The organism is Variovorax sp. J31P207, assembly GCF_030316965.1.
Classification (GTDB): Bacteria; Pseudomonadota; Gammaproteobacteria; order Burkholderiales; family Burkholderiaceae_C; genus Variovorax; species Variovorax ginsengisoli_B.
In genome coordinates this window covers 20,913-36,505 of sequence record NZ_JASZYN010000004.1, presented here as the reverse complement: position 1 = coordinate 36,505, position 15,593 = coordinate 20,913, and the positions used below count along the sequence as shown (strand labels likewise).

11 protein-coding genes are annotated in these 15,593 nt (G+C 68.7%); 9 read left to right on the top strand and 2 right to left on the bottom strand.

Annotation, left to right across the window (positions count from 1 at the left end; genetic code table 11):
- The first annotated feature begins 64 nt into the window (after window positions 1-64).
- The 9 genes from clpA to QTI68_RS14700 all read left to right on the top strand — a co-directional run bounded on the left by clpA (window position 65) and on the right by QTI68_RS14700 (window position 13,822).
- Window positions 65-2,386 carry an ATP-dependent Clp protease ATP-binding subunit ClpA gene (gene clpA / locus QTI68_RS14740; RefSeq protein ID WP_286504343.1) on the top strand — a complete coding sequence of 774 codons (2,322 nt, stop codon included), beginning with the start codon at window positions 65-67 and terminating at the stop codon, window positions 2,384-2,386.
- A 91-nt stretch (window positions 2,387-2,477) separates the two neighbouring features.
- Window positions 2,478-3,935 carry a cardiolipin synthase gene (gene cls, locus QTI68_RS14735; protein WP_286522316.1) on the top strand — a complete coding sequence of 486 codons (1,458 nt, stop codon included), beginning with the start codon at window positions 2,478-2,480 and terminating at the stop codon, window positions 3,933-3,935.
- Between the two features lie 2 nt (window positions 3,936-3,937).
- Window positions 3,938-5,380, top strand: coding sequence for an exodeoxyribonuclease I (gene sbcB / locus QTI68_RS14730; RefSeq protein WP_286522315.1), 1,443 nt, complete (start codon window positions 3,938-3,940; stop codon window positions 5,378-5,380).
- A 6-nt stretch (window positions 5,381-5,386) separates the two neighbouring features.
- Window positions 5,387-5,908, top strand: coding sequence for a GNAT family N-acetyltransferase (locus QTI68_RS14725; RefSeq protein ID WP_286522314.1), 522 nt, complete (start codon window positions 5,387-5,389; stop codon window positions 5,906-5,908).
- Window positions 5,909-5,966: 58 nt separating this feature from the next.
- The gene (locus tag QTI68_RS14720; RefSeq protein ID WP_286522313.1) at window positions 5,967-7,418 is read left to right on the top strand and encodes an efflux transporter outer membrane subunit; all 1,452 of its coding nucleotides are present in this window, start codon (window positions 5,967-5,969) and stop codon (window positions 7,416-7,418) included.
- A gap of 5 nt (window positions 7,419-7,423) precedes the next feature.
- Window positions 7,424-8,608: an efflux RND transporter periplasmic adaptor subunit gene (locus QTI68_RS14715; RefSeq protein ID WP_286522312.1), complete on the top strand. Its 1,185-nt coding sequence runs from the start codon at window positions 7,424-7,426 to the stop codon at window positions 8,606-8,608.
- Window positions 8,605-11,769, top strand: a complete 3,165-nt coding sequence (locus tag QTI68_RS14710; protein ID WP_286522311.1) for an efflux RND transporter permease subunit — start codon at window positions 8,605-8,607, stop codon at window positions 11,767-11,769. The genes QTI68_RS14715 and QTI68_RS14710 overlap by 4 nt, the downstream gene beginning before the upstream one ends.
- Window positions 11,766-12,452, top strand: a complete 687-nt coding sequence (locus QTI68_RS14705; RefSeq protein WP_286522310.1) for a heavy metal response regulator transcription factor — start codon at window positions 11,766-11,768, stop codon at window positions 12,450-12,452. Before QTI68_RS14710 ends, QTI68_RS14705 begins: the two co-directional genes overlap by 4 nt.
- Window positions 12,449-13,822: a heavy metal sensor histidine kinase gene (locus tag QTI68_RS14700; protein ID WP_286522309.1), complete on the top strand. Its 1,374-nt coding sequence runs from the start codon at window positions 12,449-12,451 to the stop codon at window positions 13,820-13,822. Before QTI68_RS14705 ends, QTI68_RS14700 begins: the two co-directional genes overlap by 4 nt.
- Before the next feature lie 6 nt (window positions 13,823-13,828).
- Here QTI68_RS14700 and QTI68_RS14695 read toward each other — a convergent pair whose 3' ends face one another.
- Both QTI68_RS14695 and QTI68_RS14690 read right to left on the bottom strand, forming a co-directional pair.
- Window positions 13,829-15,109 (bottom strand): amidohydrolase family protein, encoded by a 1,281-nt coding sequence (locus QTI68_RS14695; protein ID WP_286522308.1) that lies wholly within the window; start codon window positions 15,107-15,109, stop codon window positions 13,829-13,831.
- A gap of 6 nt (window positions 15,110-15,115) precedes the next feature.
- Window positions 15,116-15,586: a DUF411 domain-containing protein gene (locus tag QTI68_RS14690; protein WP_503011680.1), complete on the bottom strand. Its 471-nt coding sequence runs from the start codon at window positions 15,584-15,586 to the stop codon at window positions 15,116-15,118.
- Window positions 15,587-15,593 lie beyond the last annotated feature (7 nt).

Genomic DNA, 15,593 nt, shown 5'->3' with positions numbered 1-15,593 from the left:
TGTTGAATTGAGCGCGCTCCAACCCATCTGAGAAATTATTTACAGCAAGGCAAAAGGAAATCACATGATTGCCCAGGAACTGGAAGTCAGCCTGCACATGGCTTTTGTAGAAGCCAGGCAGCAGCGCCACGAGTTCATCACGGTGGAGCACCTGCTGCTCGCTTTGCTGGACAACCCGAGCGCCGCAGAGGTGCTGCGCGCCTGCTCGGCCAATGTCGACGACCTGCGGGCGTCGCTCACCAACTTCATCAAGGACAACACGCCCCAGGTGGCGGGTACCGACGATGTCGACACCCAGCCGACGCTGGGTTTCCAGCGCGTGATCCAGCGCGCCATCATGCATGTGCAGTCCACCGGCAACGGCAAGAAGGAAGTGACCGGCGCCAACGTGCTGGTCGCGATCTTCGGCGAGAAGGATTCGCATGCCGTGTACTACCTGCACCAGCAGGGCGTGACGCGCCTCGACGTCGTGAACTTCATCGCTCACGGCATCAAGAAGAGCGATCCGCCTGAAGCCGCCAAGGGCAGCAGCGACGCCTCCTCGGGCGAAAGCGAAGAGGGCGGCGGCGAGAAGAACGAGAAGTCGTCTCCGCTCGAGCAGTTCACCCAGAACCTGAACCAGCTCGCCAAGGACGGCAAGATCGATCCCCTGATCGGCCGCGAGTACGAGGTCGAGCGCGTGATCCAGATTCTGTGCCGCCGGCGCAAGAACAATCCGCTGCTGGTCGGCGAGGCCGGCGTCGGCAAGACCGCGATCGCCGAAGGCCTGGCCTGGCGCATCACCCAGAACGACGTGCCCGAGATCCTGGCCGAGTCGAACGTGTACTCGCTCGACATGGGCGCGCTGCTGGCCGGCACCAAGTACCGCGGCGACTTCGAGCAGCGCCTGAAGGGCGTGCTCAAGTCGTTGAAGGACAAGCCGAACGCGATCCTGTTCATCGACGAGATCCACACGCTGATCGGCGCCGGCGCCGCTTCGGGTGGCACGCTCGACGCCTCGAACCTGCTCAAGCCGGCGCTCTCGAGCGGCCAGCTCAAGTGCATCGGCGCGACCACCTTCACCGAGTACCGCGGCATCTTCGAGAAGGACGCGGCCCTGTCGCGGCGCTTCCAGAAGGTCGACGTGGTCGAGCCGACGGTGCAGGAAACGGTCGACATCCTCAAGGGCCTGAAGTCGCGCTTCGAGGAACACCATGGCGTGAAGTACGGCGTGGCCGCACTCCAGGCCGCGGCCGAGCTGAGCGCCAAGTACATCAACGACCGTCACCTGCCCGACAAGGCGATCGACGTCATCGATGAAGCCGGCGCTGCCCAGCGCATCCTGCCCGCCAACAAGCGCAAGAAGACCATCAGCAAGACCGAGGTCGAGGAAATCGTCGCCAAGATCGCGCGCATTCCCCCGGCCAACGTCTCGAACGACGACCGTGGCAAGCTGCAGACCATCGAGCGCGACCTGAAGAGCGTGGTGTTCGGCCAGGACAAGGCGCTCGAAGTGCTGGCTTCTGCCGTCAAGATGGCGCGTTCGGGCCTGGGCCGGGAAGACAAGCCGATCGGCTCCTTCCTGTTCAGCGGCCCCACCGGCGTCGGCAAGACCGAAGCCGCCAAGCAGCTGGCCTACATCATGGGCATCGAGCTGATCCGCTTCGACATGTCGGAGTACATGGAGCGCCATGCGGTGAGCCGTCTCATCGGCGCGCCTCCGGGTTATGTCGGGTTCGACCAGGGCGGCCTGCTGACCGAGGCCATCACGAAGAAGCCGCACGCGGTGCTGCTGCTCGACGAAATCGAGAAGGCGCATCCGGACATCTTCAACGTGCTGCTGCAGGTCATGGACCACGGCACCCTGACGGACAACAACGGACGCAAGGCCGACTTCCGCAACGTGATCATCGTGATGACCACCAATGCGGGTGCCGAGACCATGAACAAGGCGACCATCGGCTTCACCAACCCGCGCCAGGCGGGTGACGAGATGGCCGACATCAAGCGCCTGTTCACGCCGGAGTTCCGCAACCGCCTCGATGCGACCGTGAGCTTCAAGGCGCTCGACGAGCAGATCATCCTGCGCGTGGTGGACAAGTTCCTGCTGCAGCTGGAGACGCAGCTGGCCGAGAAGAAGGTCGACGTGACCTTCACCGACGCCCTGCGCAAGCACCTGGCGAAGAAGGGCTTCGATCCGCTGATGGGTGCGCGGCCGATGCAGCGCCTGATCCAGGACACGATCCGTCGCGCCCTGGCCGACGAACTGCTCTTCGGCCGCCTTCAGGAAGGCGGACGCCTGACCGTCGACCTCGACGACAAGGAAGAAGTGCAGCTGGACATCCAGCCGCTGCCGAAGAAGGAAGGCCGGGCCAAGCCCGAAGCCGAAGAAGCGGCGACGGGTTGAGCGCCTTCCGCCCACTGCGGCGGAAGCATCTGATCGGAAGGCCGGTAGCATTGCTACCGGCCTTTTTCGTTTCACCTCGAGATTTCTCCCCTTGATCGTCCCCGAGCTCAGCCAGGAATGGAAGACCGGCCTCTCCCTCGCATGGAGCGGCTACATCGCAGTGCTTTCGGTCTGGATCGTGATGCAGAAGCGCGCACCGGTCTCGACCATGAGCTGGATCCTGTCGCTGGCGCTGCTGCCTTTCGCGGGCTTTCTCATCTACTACTTCCTGGGGCCGCAGCGGCTCAAGAAGCAGCGCCTCAAGCGGCTTCGCAGCCGGGCGAGCGCCTTGGCGCCGGCCGACGTCGTGATGCTGCGCGAGGCGAGGGCGCACGCGCCGCCCGCCTTGCGCCAGATGGCCGCGCTCGGGATGGCGGCCTGCGGGCTGCCGGTGTCGAGCGCGACCTCGGCCGTGCTGCTGTCCGGCGGCGCGACCACCTTCGATGCGATCTTCGATGCGATCCGCGCGGCGCGCGACCACGTCCATCTCGAGTACTACATCTTCGAGCCCGACCAGATCGGCACGGCGCTGCGCGACCTGCTGATCGAGCGCGCCCGGGCCGGCGTCAAGGTGCGGCTGCTGCTCGATGCGCTCGGCTCCAAGCGGGTCGGGCGCAAGTTCATGGCGCCGATGCAGGCGGCCGGTGTCCATGTAGCGCTGTTTCACGAGACCCGCATCGGCCGGCGGCTGCGGCCGGTGACCAACTACCGGACCCACCGCAAGATCGTGGTCTGCGACGGGCTGGTGGGCTTCACCGGGGGCGTCAACATCACCGACGAGGAAGACGCCCGCACCCGGCCCGACGCCTACCACGACGTTCATCTGCGCATCGAGGGCAGCGCGGTGCGCTGGCTGCAGACCACCTTTCTCGAAGACTGGACCTACGCCACCGGCGAGGACCCGCGCCAGATCGACAACGCGCTGCCGCTGCTGCTGCCGGACCTGCCGCTGGGCGAGGCAACCGGCGAAATCCCGGTGCAGATCATCACCAGCGGGCCCGACAGCCCGCTCGAGGCGATCCACCGCATGCATCTCGCGGCGATCCAATCCTCGGAGCGGCGCGCCTGGCTCACCACCCCTTACTTCGTGCCCGGCGAGCCGGCCCTGATGGCGTTGACCAGTGCCGCGCTGCGCGGCGTCGACGTCCGGCTGCTGGTGCCGCGGCGCAGCGATTCGCTGGTCGTGAGCGCGGCGGCGCGCTCCTACTACGACGAGCTGATCGCCGCCGGCGTCAAGGTCTGGGAGTACAAGGCCCGCATGCTGCACTCCAAGACGCTGGTGGTGGACGACCACTGCGCGATGATCGGCACGGCCAACTTCGACAATCGCAGCTTCAGGCTCAATTTCGAGGTGATGGCCGTGATCTACGGGACGACCTTGGCCGAACCCCTGGCGGCACAGTTCGAGACCGACCTCCGAAGCGCCTCGCCGATCCGGGCCAACCGGCGCCAGAAGTTCCTGCGCCGCCTGGCCGATGCCACCGCCCGCCTGTTTTCTCCTTTGCTTTGAACATGCCTCCACACACCTTCCTCTGGCACGACTACGAAACCTTCGGCGCGGTGCCGCGCCGCGACCGGCCGTCGCAGTTCGCCGCGATCCGCACCGACGCCGAGCTCAACGAGGTCGGCGAGCCGTTGATGGTCTATTGCCAGCCGGCGCCCGACTACCTGCCCAGCCCGGAGGCCTGCCTGATCACCGGCATCACGCCGCAGCAGTGCCTGGAACTCGGCATTCCCGAGCATGAATTCGCGGCCCGGATCGAGCAGGCCTTCTCGCAGCCCGGCACCATCGGCGTTGGCTACAACACGATCCGCTTCGACGACGAAGTGACCCGCTTCCTGTTCTGGCGCAACCTGATCGATCCCTACGCGCGCGAGTGGCAGAACGACTGCGGCCGCTGGGACCTGCTCGACGTGGTGCGGCTGACCTATGCGCTGCGCCCCGACGGCATCGTCTGGCCGACCAAGGCGGACGGCAGCCAGAGCTTCAAGCTCGAGGACCTGGCGCGCGCCAACGGACTGCTGCACGAGGCGGCCCACGATGCGCTGTCGGACGTGCGCGCGACGATCGCGCTGGCCCGGCTGATCCGTGACAAGCAGCCCCGGCTGTTCGACTTCGCGTTCGGGCTGCACCGCAAGGACCGGGTGGCGGCCGAGCTCGGCCTGCCGGCGACGCGCGAGAGCGCGCGGCCCTTCCTCCACGTGTCGGGCATGTTCCCGGCCGAGCGCGGCTGCCTGGCCGTTATGTGGCCGCTGGCCAGCCATCCGACCAACAAGAACGAACTGCTGGCCTGGGACCTGGCCCACGACCCGGGCGAGCTTCGCGACCTCGACGTCGAGACCCTGCGCCTGCGCCTGTTCACCCGCAGCGCCGACCTGCCCGAGGGCGTGCGCCGGCTGCCGCTCAAGGGCATCCACCTGAACAAGTCACCGATGGTGGTCGGCAACCTGAAGACGCTGGCGCCGGCGATGGCGGCGCGCTGGGGTCTCGACATCGAGGCGGCATTGAAGAACGCCGCGCTCGCGGCCGCGCTGCCCGACATGAGCGCGATCTGGCCGCAGGTCTACGAGCGGCCCCGCGAAGGCGCGCCGGACGTCGACGAGGATCTCTACGGCGGCTTCGTCGGCAACGGCGACCGGCGCCGCCTGAACCAGCTGCGCGGCCTGTCGCCGGGCGAGCTTGCGCGGGCCCGCACCGGCTTTGACGACCCGCGGCTGGAAGAGCTGGTGTTCCGCTACCGGGCGCGCAATTTCCTCGATACGCTGAACGAAGACGAGGCCGGGCGCTGGGAGGCGCACCGGGCCGCGCGGCTGCTCGAAGGCGAGGGCGGTGCGCGCAATGTCGATGCCCTGTTCGCCGAGATCGATGCGCTGGCCGAGACCGCGGACGAGCGCGCCGAAGCCATCCTGGGCGCGCTCTACGAGTACGCCGAGGCGATCGCCCCGGAGGTCTGAACGATCATGACCGTGCGCCGACTGCTCCCCGCCGATGCCGCCGCCTACCGGGCCTTGATGCTCGAAGCCTACGCGCGCCATCCGGATGCCTTCACCTCCAGCGCCGAGGAGCGCGCGGCGCTGCCGTTGGCCTGGTGGGAAGCGCGGCTCGACGAATCGCCGCGGGCCGGCCAGGTCGTGCTCGGTGCCTTCGGCGGCGACCGGCTGGCCGGTGCCGCCGGGCTCGAATTCGAGTCGCGCGCCAAGGCCCGCCACAAGGCGCATCTCTTCGGCATGTACGTGGCGCCCGATGCCCGGGCGGGCGGCCACGGCCGGCAGCTGGTGCAGGGCCTGCTGGACGTGGCAGCCGGCAGGGAGGGCGTCAGGCTCGTCCAACTGACCGTGACCGAAGGCAACGCCGCGGCGCAGTCGCTCTACGAACGCTGCGGGTTCGCGGTGTTCGGCGTCGAGCCCTTCGCGGTTGCGCTCGATGGCCGCTATCTGTCGAAATGCCACATGTGGCGCCTGCTCGGGAGCGAAGCCACCTGACAGGAATGTCATCGTTGCGTCAGCTTGCCGTCCCGGACGGGTGCCTACAGTGGGCGGCATGCGAATATTGTGTCTGGCCCTGGCGGCATCCCTGGCAGGCTGCGCCGTCGGGCCCGACTATCGGCGTCCCTCGTTGCCCGAAGGCGTGTCGGCGCCGGCCTTCAAGGAAAGCGGCGCCTGGAAGACGGCGGCGCCCGCCACCGTCGATGCGGCCCATCCCTGGTGGACCGGTTTTGGCGACCCGCGCCTCGATGCGCTGATCGAGGAAGCGAACGGCGCGAACCAGAGCCTTCGGCTGGCCGAGGCCCAGTACCGGGAGGCCCAGGCGCTGGTGCAGAACGCGCAGGCGGGCTGGGCGCCGACGCTCGGGCTGGACCTTTCGGGCCAGCGCGCGCGCAGCCAGAATTCGACCGGCGCGCCGGTGCAGGGCAACACGCACGCCTGGTCGCTGCAGGCGGCCTGGGAACCCGACCTCTGGGGCCGGGTGCGGCGTGCCGTCGAAGGCGCCGCCGACAGCGCGCAGGCCAGCGACGCCGACCTGGCCGCGGCACGGCTCGCGGTGCAGGCCGCGGTGGCCAACGACTACATCCAGCTGCGCATGACCGATGCCCAGCAGCGGCTCTACGACCGGACCATCGAGGCCTACCGCAAGTCGCTGCAGATCACCCGGAGCCAGTACCGCGCCGGCGTGGTGACGCGCGCCGATGTCGACCTGGCCGACACCACCCTGCAATCGACCCAGGCGCTGGCCCTGGACACCCAGCTGACGCGCCGGCAACTCGAGCACGCGATCGCGGTGCTGCTGGGCAAGACGCCCTCGCAGTTTTCCATCGCGGCGGACGACAGCCTGCCCAGCCTGCCCGCGGTGCCGATGGCCGTGCCGTCGGAACTGCTCGAGCGCCGGCCGGACATCGCGGGCGCCGAACGCCGGGCGGCGTCGGCCAACGCGGGCATCGGCTATGCGCAGGCCGCCTACTACCCGAGCCTGTCGCTGAGTGCCGCGGGCGGTTTCGCCGGTGCCGGCTTCGGCAACTGGTTCGCCGCGCCGGGCAAGGTCTGGGCGCTGGGCGCGGCGGTGGCGCAAAACCTGTTCGACGGCGGCCAGCGCAACGCCCAGGTGGCACAGGCGCGGGCGACCTTCGATGCCTCGTCGGCCAGCTACCGCCAGACCGTGCTGGCCGGCTTCCAGGAAGTCGAGGACAACCTGGCCGCGCTCGACCTGCTGGCGCAGGAGCGCCAGGTGCAGGACGGCGCGGTCGCCTCGGCGCGCAACGCGGAACGGGTGTCGTTGAGCCAGTTCCGCGCCGGCACGACCACCTACCTGGCGGTCATCACATCGCAAACGCTGGCGCTCAACAACGAGCGCACGGCGCTGCAGCTGCAGAGCCGGCAGTTCGCCGCCCAGGTGGCCCTGGTCAAGGCGCTCGGCGGCGGCTGGGACGCCAGCCAGCTGCAGGCCAGCGCCGACGCCAGCCCGGCGGCCGCATACGCATCTTCGAATTCCAAGTGAACCTCATGGACAGTCCTTCCTCCGTTTCCCGCCAGCGTCCGCGCTGGCTGCTTCATGCCGGCTGGCTGCTGCTCGCCGTGCTGCTCGCCGTGGGCGCCTGGCGCCTGATGCGGCATCCGGCCCCGCCGGTGGCCGCGGGGCCGGCGGGAGTCCCGGCGACCACCGTCCAGGTCGCGAGCGAGACGGTGCCGATCGCACGCAGCGGCGTCGGCACGGTGCTGCCGGTGGCCTCGGTGACGGTGCGCACGCGGGTCGACGGGCAGCTCGACAGCGTCGAGTTCAAGGAAGGGCAGGACGTCAAGGCCGGCCAGGTGCTGGTGCGCATCGATCCGCGCACCTTCCAGGCGCAGCTCGAGCAACTGATGGCGCAGAAGGCAAAGGACGAGGCCACGCTGGCCAATGCGCGCGCCGACCTGCAGCGCTACGGCGAGCTGATCAAGGAGGACGCCACCACCCAGCAGACGCTGGACACGCAGCGCGCGCTGGTCAACCAGCTGCAGGCTTCCCTGAAGAGCGACGAGGCGCAGATTCACCTGGCCCAGGTGCAGCTCGGCTTCACCACCATCGCCGCGCCGATCAGCGGGCGGATCGGCGCCCGGCTGGTCGACCCGGGCAACATCGTGCATGCGGCGGACGCGAACGGCCTGCTGGTGATCAACCAGATCGATCCGATCGCGGTCCAGTTCACCTTGCCCGAAAGCAGCTTCCAGGCGGTCAACAAAGCGCTGAACGGCAGCCATGAGCCGCTGGCGGTCGAGGCCATCGACCGCGACACCCGCGAAGTGCTGGCGACCGGCAAGCTGGTGCTGCTGAACAACCAGATCGACACCGCCACCGGCACCATCTCGCTGAAGGCGCAGTTCGCCAATGCCGGCCATGCGCTGTGGCCGGGCCAGTCGGTCGACGCCCGGGTGGTGCTCGGCGAGCGGGCAGACGCCCTGACGGTGCCTTCGGCGGTGGTGCAGCGCAACCAGGAAGGCTTCTTCGCCTACGTGGTCGGGCCCGACGACAAGGTCCGGGCGCAGCCGTTGACGGTGGCCGACACGGTGAGGGGCAAGTCGGTGATCGAGACCGGTCTGGCGGCCGGCGACCGGGTGGTGCTGGACGGCCAATACCGCCTGACACCCGGCGCACGGATCGTCGAGAAGGCCGCCGTCGTGCCGGTCGCGTCCTCGGGAGCCAAGCCTTGAACATCTCGGCCGCCTTCATCAAGCGCCCGATCGGCACCTCGCTGCTGGCCGCGGCCGTGCTGCTGATCGGGCTGGTCGCCTGGCCGCTGCTGCCGGTGGCGCCGTTGCCGCAGGTCGACTTCCCGACCTTGCAGGTGACGGGCCGGCTGCCCGGCGCCAGCCCCGAGACGATGGCGTCCAATGTGGCCCAGCCGCTGGAACGCCAGTTCTCGCTGATCGCCGGGCTGTCGCAGATGACGTCGAGCAGCTCGCTCGGGCTGACCCAGATCACCTTGCAGTTCGAGCTCGACCGCAACATCGACGGTGCCGCGCTCGACGTCCAGACCGCCATCAACGCGGCCCAGGGCCAGTTGCCCAACAACCTGCCGAGCCCGCCGAGCTTCCGCAAGATCAATCCGGCCGACTCGCCGGTGCTGATCCTCGGCGTGCAGTCCAAGGTGCTGCCGCTGGTGCAGGTCAACGACTATGCCGACAACGTGCTGGCGCAGCAGATCTCGCGCATCTCGGGGGTCGGGCTGGTCAACATCTTCGGCGTCCAGAAGCCGTCGGTGCGGATCCAGGTCGATCCGGCCAAGATCAAGGCGGTCGGCATGAGCCTGGAGGACGTGCGTGGCGTGATCGCCGCCACCACCGTCAGCGCGCCGACCGGCACCATCGACGGCGAGCGCCAGGCCTTCAACGTCTACACCAACGACCAGCTGCTCAAGGCCGCACCCTGGAACGACATGGTGCTGGCCTGGCGCAACGGGGCGCCGATCCGGGTCCGCGACATCGGCGTCGCGGTCGACGGGCCGGAGAACAGCAAGGTCGCGGCCTGGGGCTTTGCCGGGCCGGCGGCAGCCGTTGGCAGCGACATCGGCAACGGCCGGGCGATCATGCTGGCGATCACCAAATCGCCAGGCGCCAACGTGATCGAGACGGTCGACCGCATCCAGGCGGCGATGCCGAAGCTGAAGGCGGCGATTCCGCCCAGCATCAGCGTCAACACGCTGGTCGACCGCACGCAGACCATCCGGGCCTCGGTCAAGGACGTCGAGTTCACGCTGCTGCTGTCGATCGCGCTGGTGGTGGCGGTGATCTTCGTCTTCCTGCGCAACGTCACGGTGACGCTGATCCCGAGCGTGACCGTGCCGCTGGCGCTGCTCGGCACGGCGGCCGTGATGTACGTGGTCGGCTACAGCCTGGACAACCTGTCGCTGATGGCGCTGACGATCGCGGTCGGCTTCGTGGTCGACGACGCGATCGTGATGCTCGAGAACATCTACCGCCACATCGAGGACGGCATGGCCCCGATGGAGGCGGCGCTGAAGGGGGCCGGCGAGATCGGCTTCACGATCATCTCGATCTCGGTCTCGCTGGTGGCGGTGTTTATCCCGCTGCTGCTGATGGGCGGCATCGTCGGGCGGCTGTTCCGCGAATTCGCGGTCACGGTGACGCTGACCATCGTGGTGTCGGTGCTGATCTCGCTCACCTTGACGCCGATGCTCTGCGCGCGCTTCCTGAAGCCGCACGTGCCGAACGAGCGGCACGGCCGGCTCTACCTGCTGCTGGAGCGCGGCTTCGACGCCATGCTCGATGGCTACAAGCGCGGGCTCGGCGTGGTGCTGCGCCATCCCTTCATCACCTTGATGAGCTTCATCGCGACGGTGGCGGCGACGGTGGCGCTGTTCATCGTGATCCCCAAGGGCTTCTTCCCGCAGCAGGACACCGGCTTTCTCTTTGGCACGGCCGACGCGGCACAGGACTCGTCGTCCAACGCGATGCGCGACCGGATGCTCAAGATCGCCGACATCATCCGCCAGGACCCGGATGTCACGAGCTTCGGCATGCAGGCCGGCGCGAGCACCTTCAACTCGGGCAATTTCTTCATCGGTCTCAGGCCGAAGGACGAGGGCCGCACCGCCAACGCCGACGAGGTCATCGCCCGGCTGCGGCCGAAGCTGGCGCCGGTGCAGGGCATCACGCTGTTCATGCAGGCCGGGCAGGACATCAGCGTCGGCGGCCGGCCCTCGCGCACGCAATACCAGTACACGCTGACCGACACCGACCTGAACGAACTCAACACCTGGGCGCCGAAGGTGCTGGCGCAGCTGCGCGAGCTGCCGCAGCTGACCGACGTGACCTCCGACCAGCAGAACGCCGCGCCGACGGCCCAGGTGACGATCGACCGCCAGCGGGCATCGAGCTACGGCATCACGCCGGCGATGATCGACGCCGTGATCTACGACGCCATCGGCCAGCGCCAAGTGGCGCAGTACTTCACGCAGCTCAACAGCTACAACGTGGTGCTAGAGGTCACGCCGGAACTGCAGCGCGACCCCTCGCTGTTCGATCGCCTGTACCTGACCTCGCCGATCAACGGCCAGCAGGTGCCGCTGTCGACTTTCGTCAAGCTCGACACCAGCAAGACCGGCTACCTGTCGATCAGCCACCAGGGGCAGTTCCCGGCAGTGACGGTGTCCTTCAACCTCAAGCCGGGCACCTCGCTGGGCCCGGCGGTCGATGCGATCAACGCGGCCCAGGCCCGGATGGGCGTGCCGGCCACCTTGAGCGGCACCTTCCAGGGCACGGCGCAGGCCTTCGGCGATTCGCTGCGGACCCAGCCCTACCTGATCCTGGCGGCGCTGATCTCGGTCTACATCGTGCTGGGGCTGCTCTACGAGAGCTACATCCATCCGCTGACCATCCTGTCGACCCTGCCGTCGGCCGGGGTGGGCGCATTGCTGATCCTGATGGCCGGCGGTTACGATCTCAGCGTGATCGCACTGATCGGGATCATCCTGTTGATCGGGATCGTGAAAAAGAACGGCATCATGATCGTGGACTTCGCCCTGCACGCCGAGCGCGACCGCGGCATGTCGCCGCGCGATGCGATCTTCGAGGCCTGCATCCTGCGCTTCCGCCCGATCATGATGACCACCATGTGCGCACTGCTGAGCGGACTGCCGCTGATGCTCGGCCACGGCGCCGGCTCCGAGCTGCGCCGGCCGCTGGGCTACGCGATGGTCGGCGGCCTGATCCTGTCGCAGATGCTGACCCTCTTCACGACGCCGGTGATCTATCTCTATCTCGACCGTGCCCATCACTGGTACGTGCGGCGCAAGGCGGCGCGCCAGCAGCGCCGGCTGCCGCCGGTGGCGGGCGGAGTGCTGATCGAATGAAGGTCCTGATCGTCGAGGACGAGCGCAAGACGGCCGACTACCTGTACCAGGGCCTGACCGAGCAGGGCTGCACCGTCGACCTCGCCTTCGACGGCATCGACGGCCAGCACCTGGCCTTGCACTACGACTTCGACGTGATCGTGCTCGACGTGATGCTGCCCGGACTGGACGGCTTCAGCGTGCTCAAGTCGCTGCGCAGCGTGAAGAACACGCCGGTGATCATGCTGACGGCCAGGGACGGCGTGGCCGACCGGGTGCGCGGGCTGCAGGACGGCGCCGACGACTACCTGGTCAAGCCCTTTTCGTTCCTCGAACTGCTGGCCCGGCTGCAGGCGCTCACGCGACGCGGCCGCAGCCAGGAAACGACCCTGCTGCGGGTCGGCGACCTGCGGGTCGACCTGCTGAGCCGCAAGGCGATCCGGCAGGAGCAACGCATCGACCTGACGGCCAAGGAGTTCGCGCTGCTGGCGGTGCTGGCGCGGCGCCAGGGCGAGATCCTGTCGAAGACGGTGATCGCCGAGCTGGTCTGGGACATGAATTTCGACAGCAACACCAACGTGGTCGAAGTCGCGATCAAGCGCCTGCGCGCCAAGATCGATGCACCCTTCGGAAAGAACCTGCTGCACACCATCCGTGGCATGGGCTACGTGCTGGAGAACCGCGGCGGTCCGGAGCCGGAATGAGGAACTCGATCGCGATCAGGCTGGCCGCGATGTTCGCGGCCGCGGCGCTGGTGGCCTTCGCGCTGCTGGGCGGCGCGCTGCACCGGGTGCTGTCGGTCGAGCTGGCGCGCCACCAGCAGGCACAGATCGATGGACGGCTGGAGGACATGGCCTACATGCTCGAGCATGGGCGAGCCGCCGGCCTCGGCGAGCGCATCCGCGACAAGCTCGACACGCTGGGGGCCGCCGATCCGCGCACCCGCTCGTGGCTGGCCAGCGACGACCCGGCCTTCCGCTACGGCGAGGACCTGCCGCTGGTCGCGGCGGCGATCGACGCCGGGCGCGACAGCGTCGAGCTGCCGGTCGGCACGCCGCCCCGGCTGACCCGGATGCGGATCCGCGGCGGGGAGCTGGCGGCCAACGGGGCCCGGCCCGCGGTGCGCTACATCGCCGGCGTGGATGCCGAGCCCTTCGGCGACACCCTGCGCACCTTCGAGACGGCGGTGGTGCTGCTGACCTTGGCCGGCACGGCGCTGGCGGCGGCGCTCGGCTACTGGATCGCCCGCATCGGGCTCGGCCCGGTCCAGCGGCTGTCGGGCGATGCCCAGCGCATCGGGCCGGACGACCGTGCGCGGCGCCTGCAGCTGCCGGCGCTGCCGCGGGAACTGTCCGATCTCGGCAGCTCCTTCAACGCCGCGCTGGACCGGCTCGATGCCGCCTACCGGCAGCTCGCGACCTTCAGCGACGACGTCGCGCACGAACTGCGCACGCCGCTGGCCAACCTGATCGGCCAGACCCAGGTGGCGCTGGCCCGCGAGCGCAATGCGGACGCGCTGCGCGAGGTGCTGCAGTCGAATCTCGAGGAGCTCGAACGGCTGCGCGCGATCGTCGCCGACATGCTGTTCCTGGCGCGGGCCGAGCAGGGCGTTCGCGCGCGCGACCTGGTGGCGTCGTCCCTCGCGCAGGAGGTCGGCAAGACGGTGGAATTCCTCGACCTGCTGCTCGACGAGGCCGGCATGTCGGTGCAGGTGGAGGGCGATGCGGTGGCGCCGATCGAGACCTCGCTGTTCCGGCGCGCGCTGACCAACCTGCTGCAGAACGCGATCCAGCACTCGCGGCCCGGCAGCCGCGTGGTGGTCCGGATCGGTGGCGACGAGCGTTCGGCGGCGGTCAGCTTCTCGAACCCGAGCGCGCCGATCGCACCCGAACAGCTGCCGCGGCTGTTCGACCGCTTCTATCGCGTCGACTCTTCGCGCCGCAACAGCGGCGAGAACCACGGGCTCGGGCTGTCGATCGTCAAGGCGGTGGCGGTGATGCACAACGGCACCGTGTTCGCGCGCTCGGACAACGGCATCACCACGGTGGGCTTCAGCGTGGCGTTGAAAGCCTGAACCGGATCAGGCCCGCGGGTTCATCCAGCTGGTCGCCGACGCTCGCCCGGCCAGGTGCAGTGCGGCCGTGGCGGCCGGCGTTTCGGCCATCAGCCTGCCTTTGCGATAGACCTTGAGCCGCGTCGCCCGCAGCCGGATCGCCTCGACCGGATCGCGCGCCTGCAGCAGCACGAAGCTGGCGTCGCAGCCGGCCGCGAGGCCGTAGCCTTCGAGGTGCATCACCCGGGCGGCGTTGACGGTCACGGCGTCGAAGCACTGCCGGATGCCGGCCTGGCTGGTCATCTGGGCCACGTGCAGGCCCATGTGCGCGACCTCCAGCATGTCGCCCGAGCCCATGCCGTACCAGGGGTCCATCACGCAGTCGTGGCCGAAGGCGACGTTGACGCCGGTGGCCATCAGCTCGGGCACCCGGGTCATGCCGCGGCGCTTGGGGTAGCTGTCGTGGCGGCCCTGCAGCGTGATGTTGATCAGCGGGTTCGAGACCACGGCGACGCCGCTCTCGGCGATCAGCGGCAGCAGCTTGCTGACGTAGTAGTTGTCCATCGAGTGCATCGAGGTGCAGTGCGAGCCCGTGACCCGGCCTTGCAGTCCGAGCCGCTGGGCCTCGAAGGCCAGGGTCTCGATGTGGCGCGACAGCGGGTCGTCGGATTCGTCGCAGTGCATGTCGACCAGCTTGCCGCGCTCGGCGGCGATCTCGCACAGCAGCTTCACGCTGGCGGCGCCGTCGGCCATCGTGCGTTCGAAATGCGGAATGCCGCCGACCACGTCGACGCCCTTGTCGAGCGCACGCTTCAGGTTGTCGACGCCGCCGGGCGAACGCAGCACGCCGTCCTGCGGAAAGGCTACCAGCTGCAGGTCGAGGTACGGCGCCACCAGCCGCTTGACCTCCAGCAGCGCGTCGACCGCCAGCAGGCTGGCATCGCTGGTGTCGACATGGCTGCGGATCGCGAGCAGTCCCTTGGCCACGGCCCAGTCGCAATAGGCCAGCGCACGCTCGATCAGGGCCTCGGCCTTGAGCAGCGGCTTGAGCTCGCCCCACAGTGCGATGCCTTCGAGCAGCGTGCCGCTCTGGTTGATGCGCGGCAGGCCGTAGCTCAGCGTGGCGTCCATGTGGAAGTGCGGGTCGACGAAGGGCGGGCTGACGAGCAGGCCGCCGGCATCGAGGACCTCGCGTGCCGGTGCCTGAAGGCCCCGGCTGACTTCGACGATGCGGCCATCGCGCACCGCCACCGACATGTCGGTGGCGCCGTCGGGCAGGGTGGCGTTGTGGATGAGGAGGTCGAGCATCGTTGCTTATGCGTAATGCCGATAGACCTTCGAGCCGCCGCCGCGGGTGAGCAGCAGCACGTCGAAGGCATCCTTCCGGCCGCCGTAGGCCGGGCCGTCCATTCCTGGCGAACCCACCGGCATGCCCGGCACCGCGAGTCCTATCGCGACGGGGCGCTCCTTGAGCAGTCGCCTGATCTCTGGTGCCGGCACATGCCCTTCGATGGCGTAGCCGCCGACCAGGCCCGTGTGGCACGAGCCGAACTTGCGGTCCACGCCCAGGCGCTGGCGCGCCGCGTCGTTGCCCGCTTCATGGACCTGGACGGCGAAGCCGCTCGCCTCCAGGTGCGTGACCCAGTCCTGGCAGCAGCCGCAATTCGGGTCCTTCCAGACTTCCATCGCCGTCCGCGCGGCGCTGCCTTGGGCAAAGGCCGGCGCAAGGCCCAGAGTCAGCATGGCGGCCAGCACGGTGCGGCGGGTGTTCGGTGGTGGGTGCATCGGTGGG

Excerpts from the sequence above, each read along its gene's own strand:
- clpA (WP_286504343.1), top strand. The coding sequence starts at position 65 with ATGATTGCCCAGGAACTGGAAGTCAGCCTGCACATGGCTTTTGTAGAA.
- sbcB (WP_286522315.1), top strand. The coding sequence starts at position 3,938 with ATGCCTCCACACACCTTCCTCTGGCACGACTACGAAACCTTCGGCGCG.
- QTI68_RS14725 (WP_286522314.1), top strand. The coding sequence starts at position 5,387 with ATGACCGTGCGCCGACTGCTCCCCGCCGATGCCGCCGCCTACCGGGCC.
- QTI68_RS14720 (WP_286522313.1), top strand. The coding sequence starts at position 5,967 with ATGCGAATATTGTGTCTGGCCCTGGCGGCATCCCTGGCAGGCTGCGCC.
- QTI68_RS14715 (WP_286522312.1), top strand. The coding sequence starts at position 7,424 with ATGGACAGTCCTTCCTCCGTTTCCCGCCAGCGTCCGCGCTGGCTGCTT.
- QTI68_RS14705 (WP_286522310.1), top strand. The coding sequence starts at position 11,766 with ATGAAGGTCCTGATCGTCGAGGACGAGCGCAAGACGGCCGACTACCTG.
- QTI68_RS14700 (WP_286522309.1), top strand. The coding sequence starts at position 12,449 with ATGAGGAACTCGATCGCGATCAGGCTGGCCGCGATGTTCGCGGCCGCG.
- QTI68_RS14695 (WP_286522308.1), bottom strand. The coding sequence starts at position 15,109 with ATGCTCGACCTCCTCATCCACAACGCCACCCTGCCCGACGGCGCCACC.
- QTI68_RS14690 (WP_503011680.1), bottom strand. The coding sequence starts at position 15,586 with ATGCACCCACCACCGAACACCCGCCGCACCGTGCTGGCCGCCATGCTG.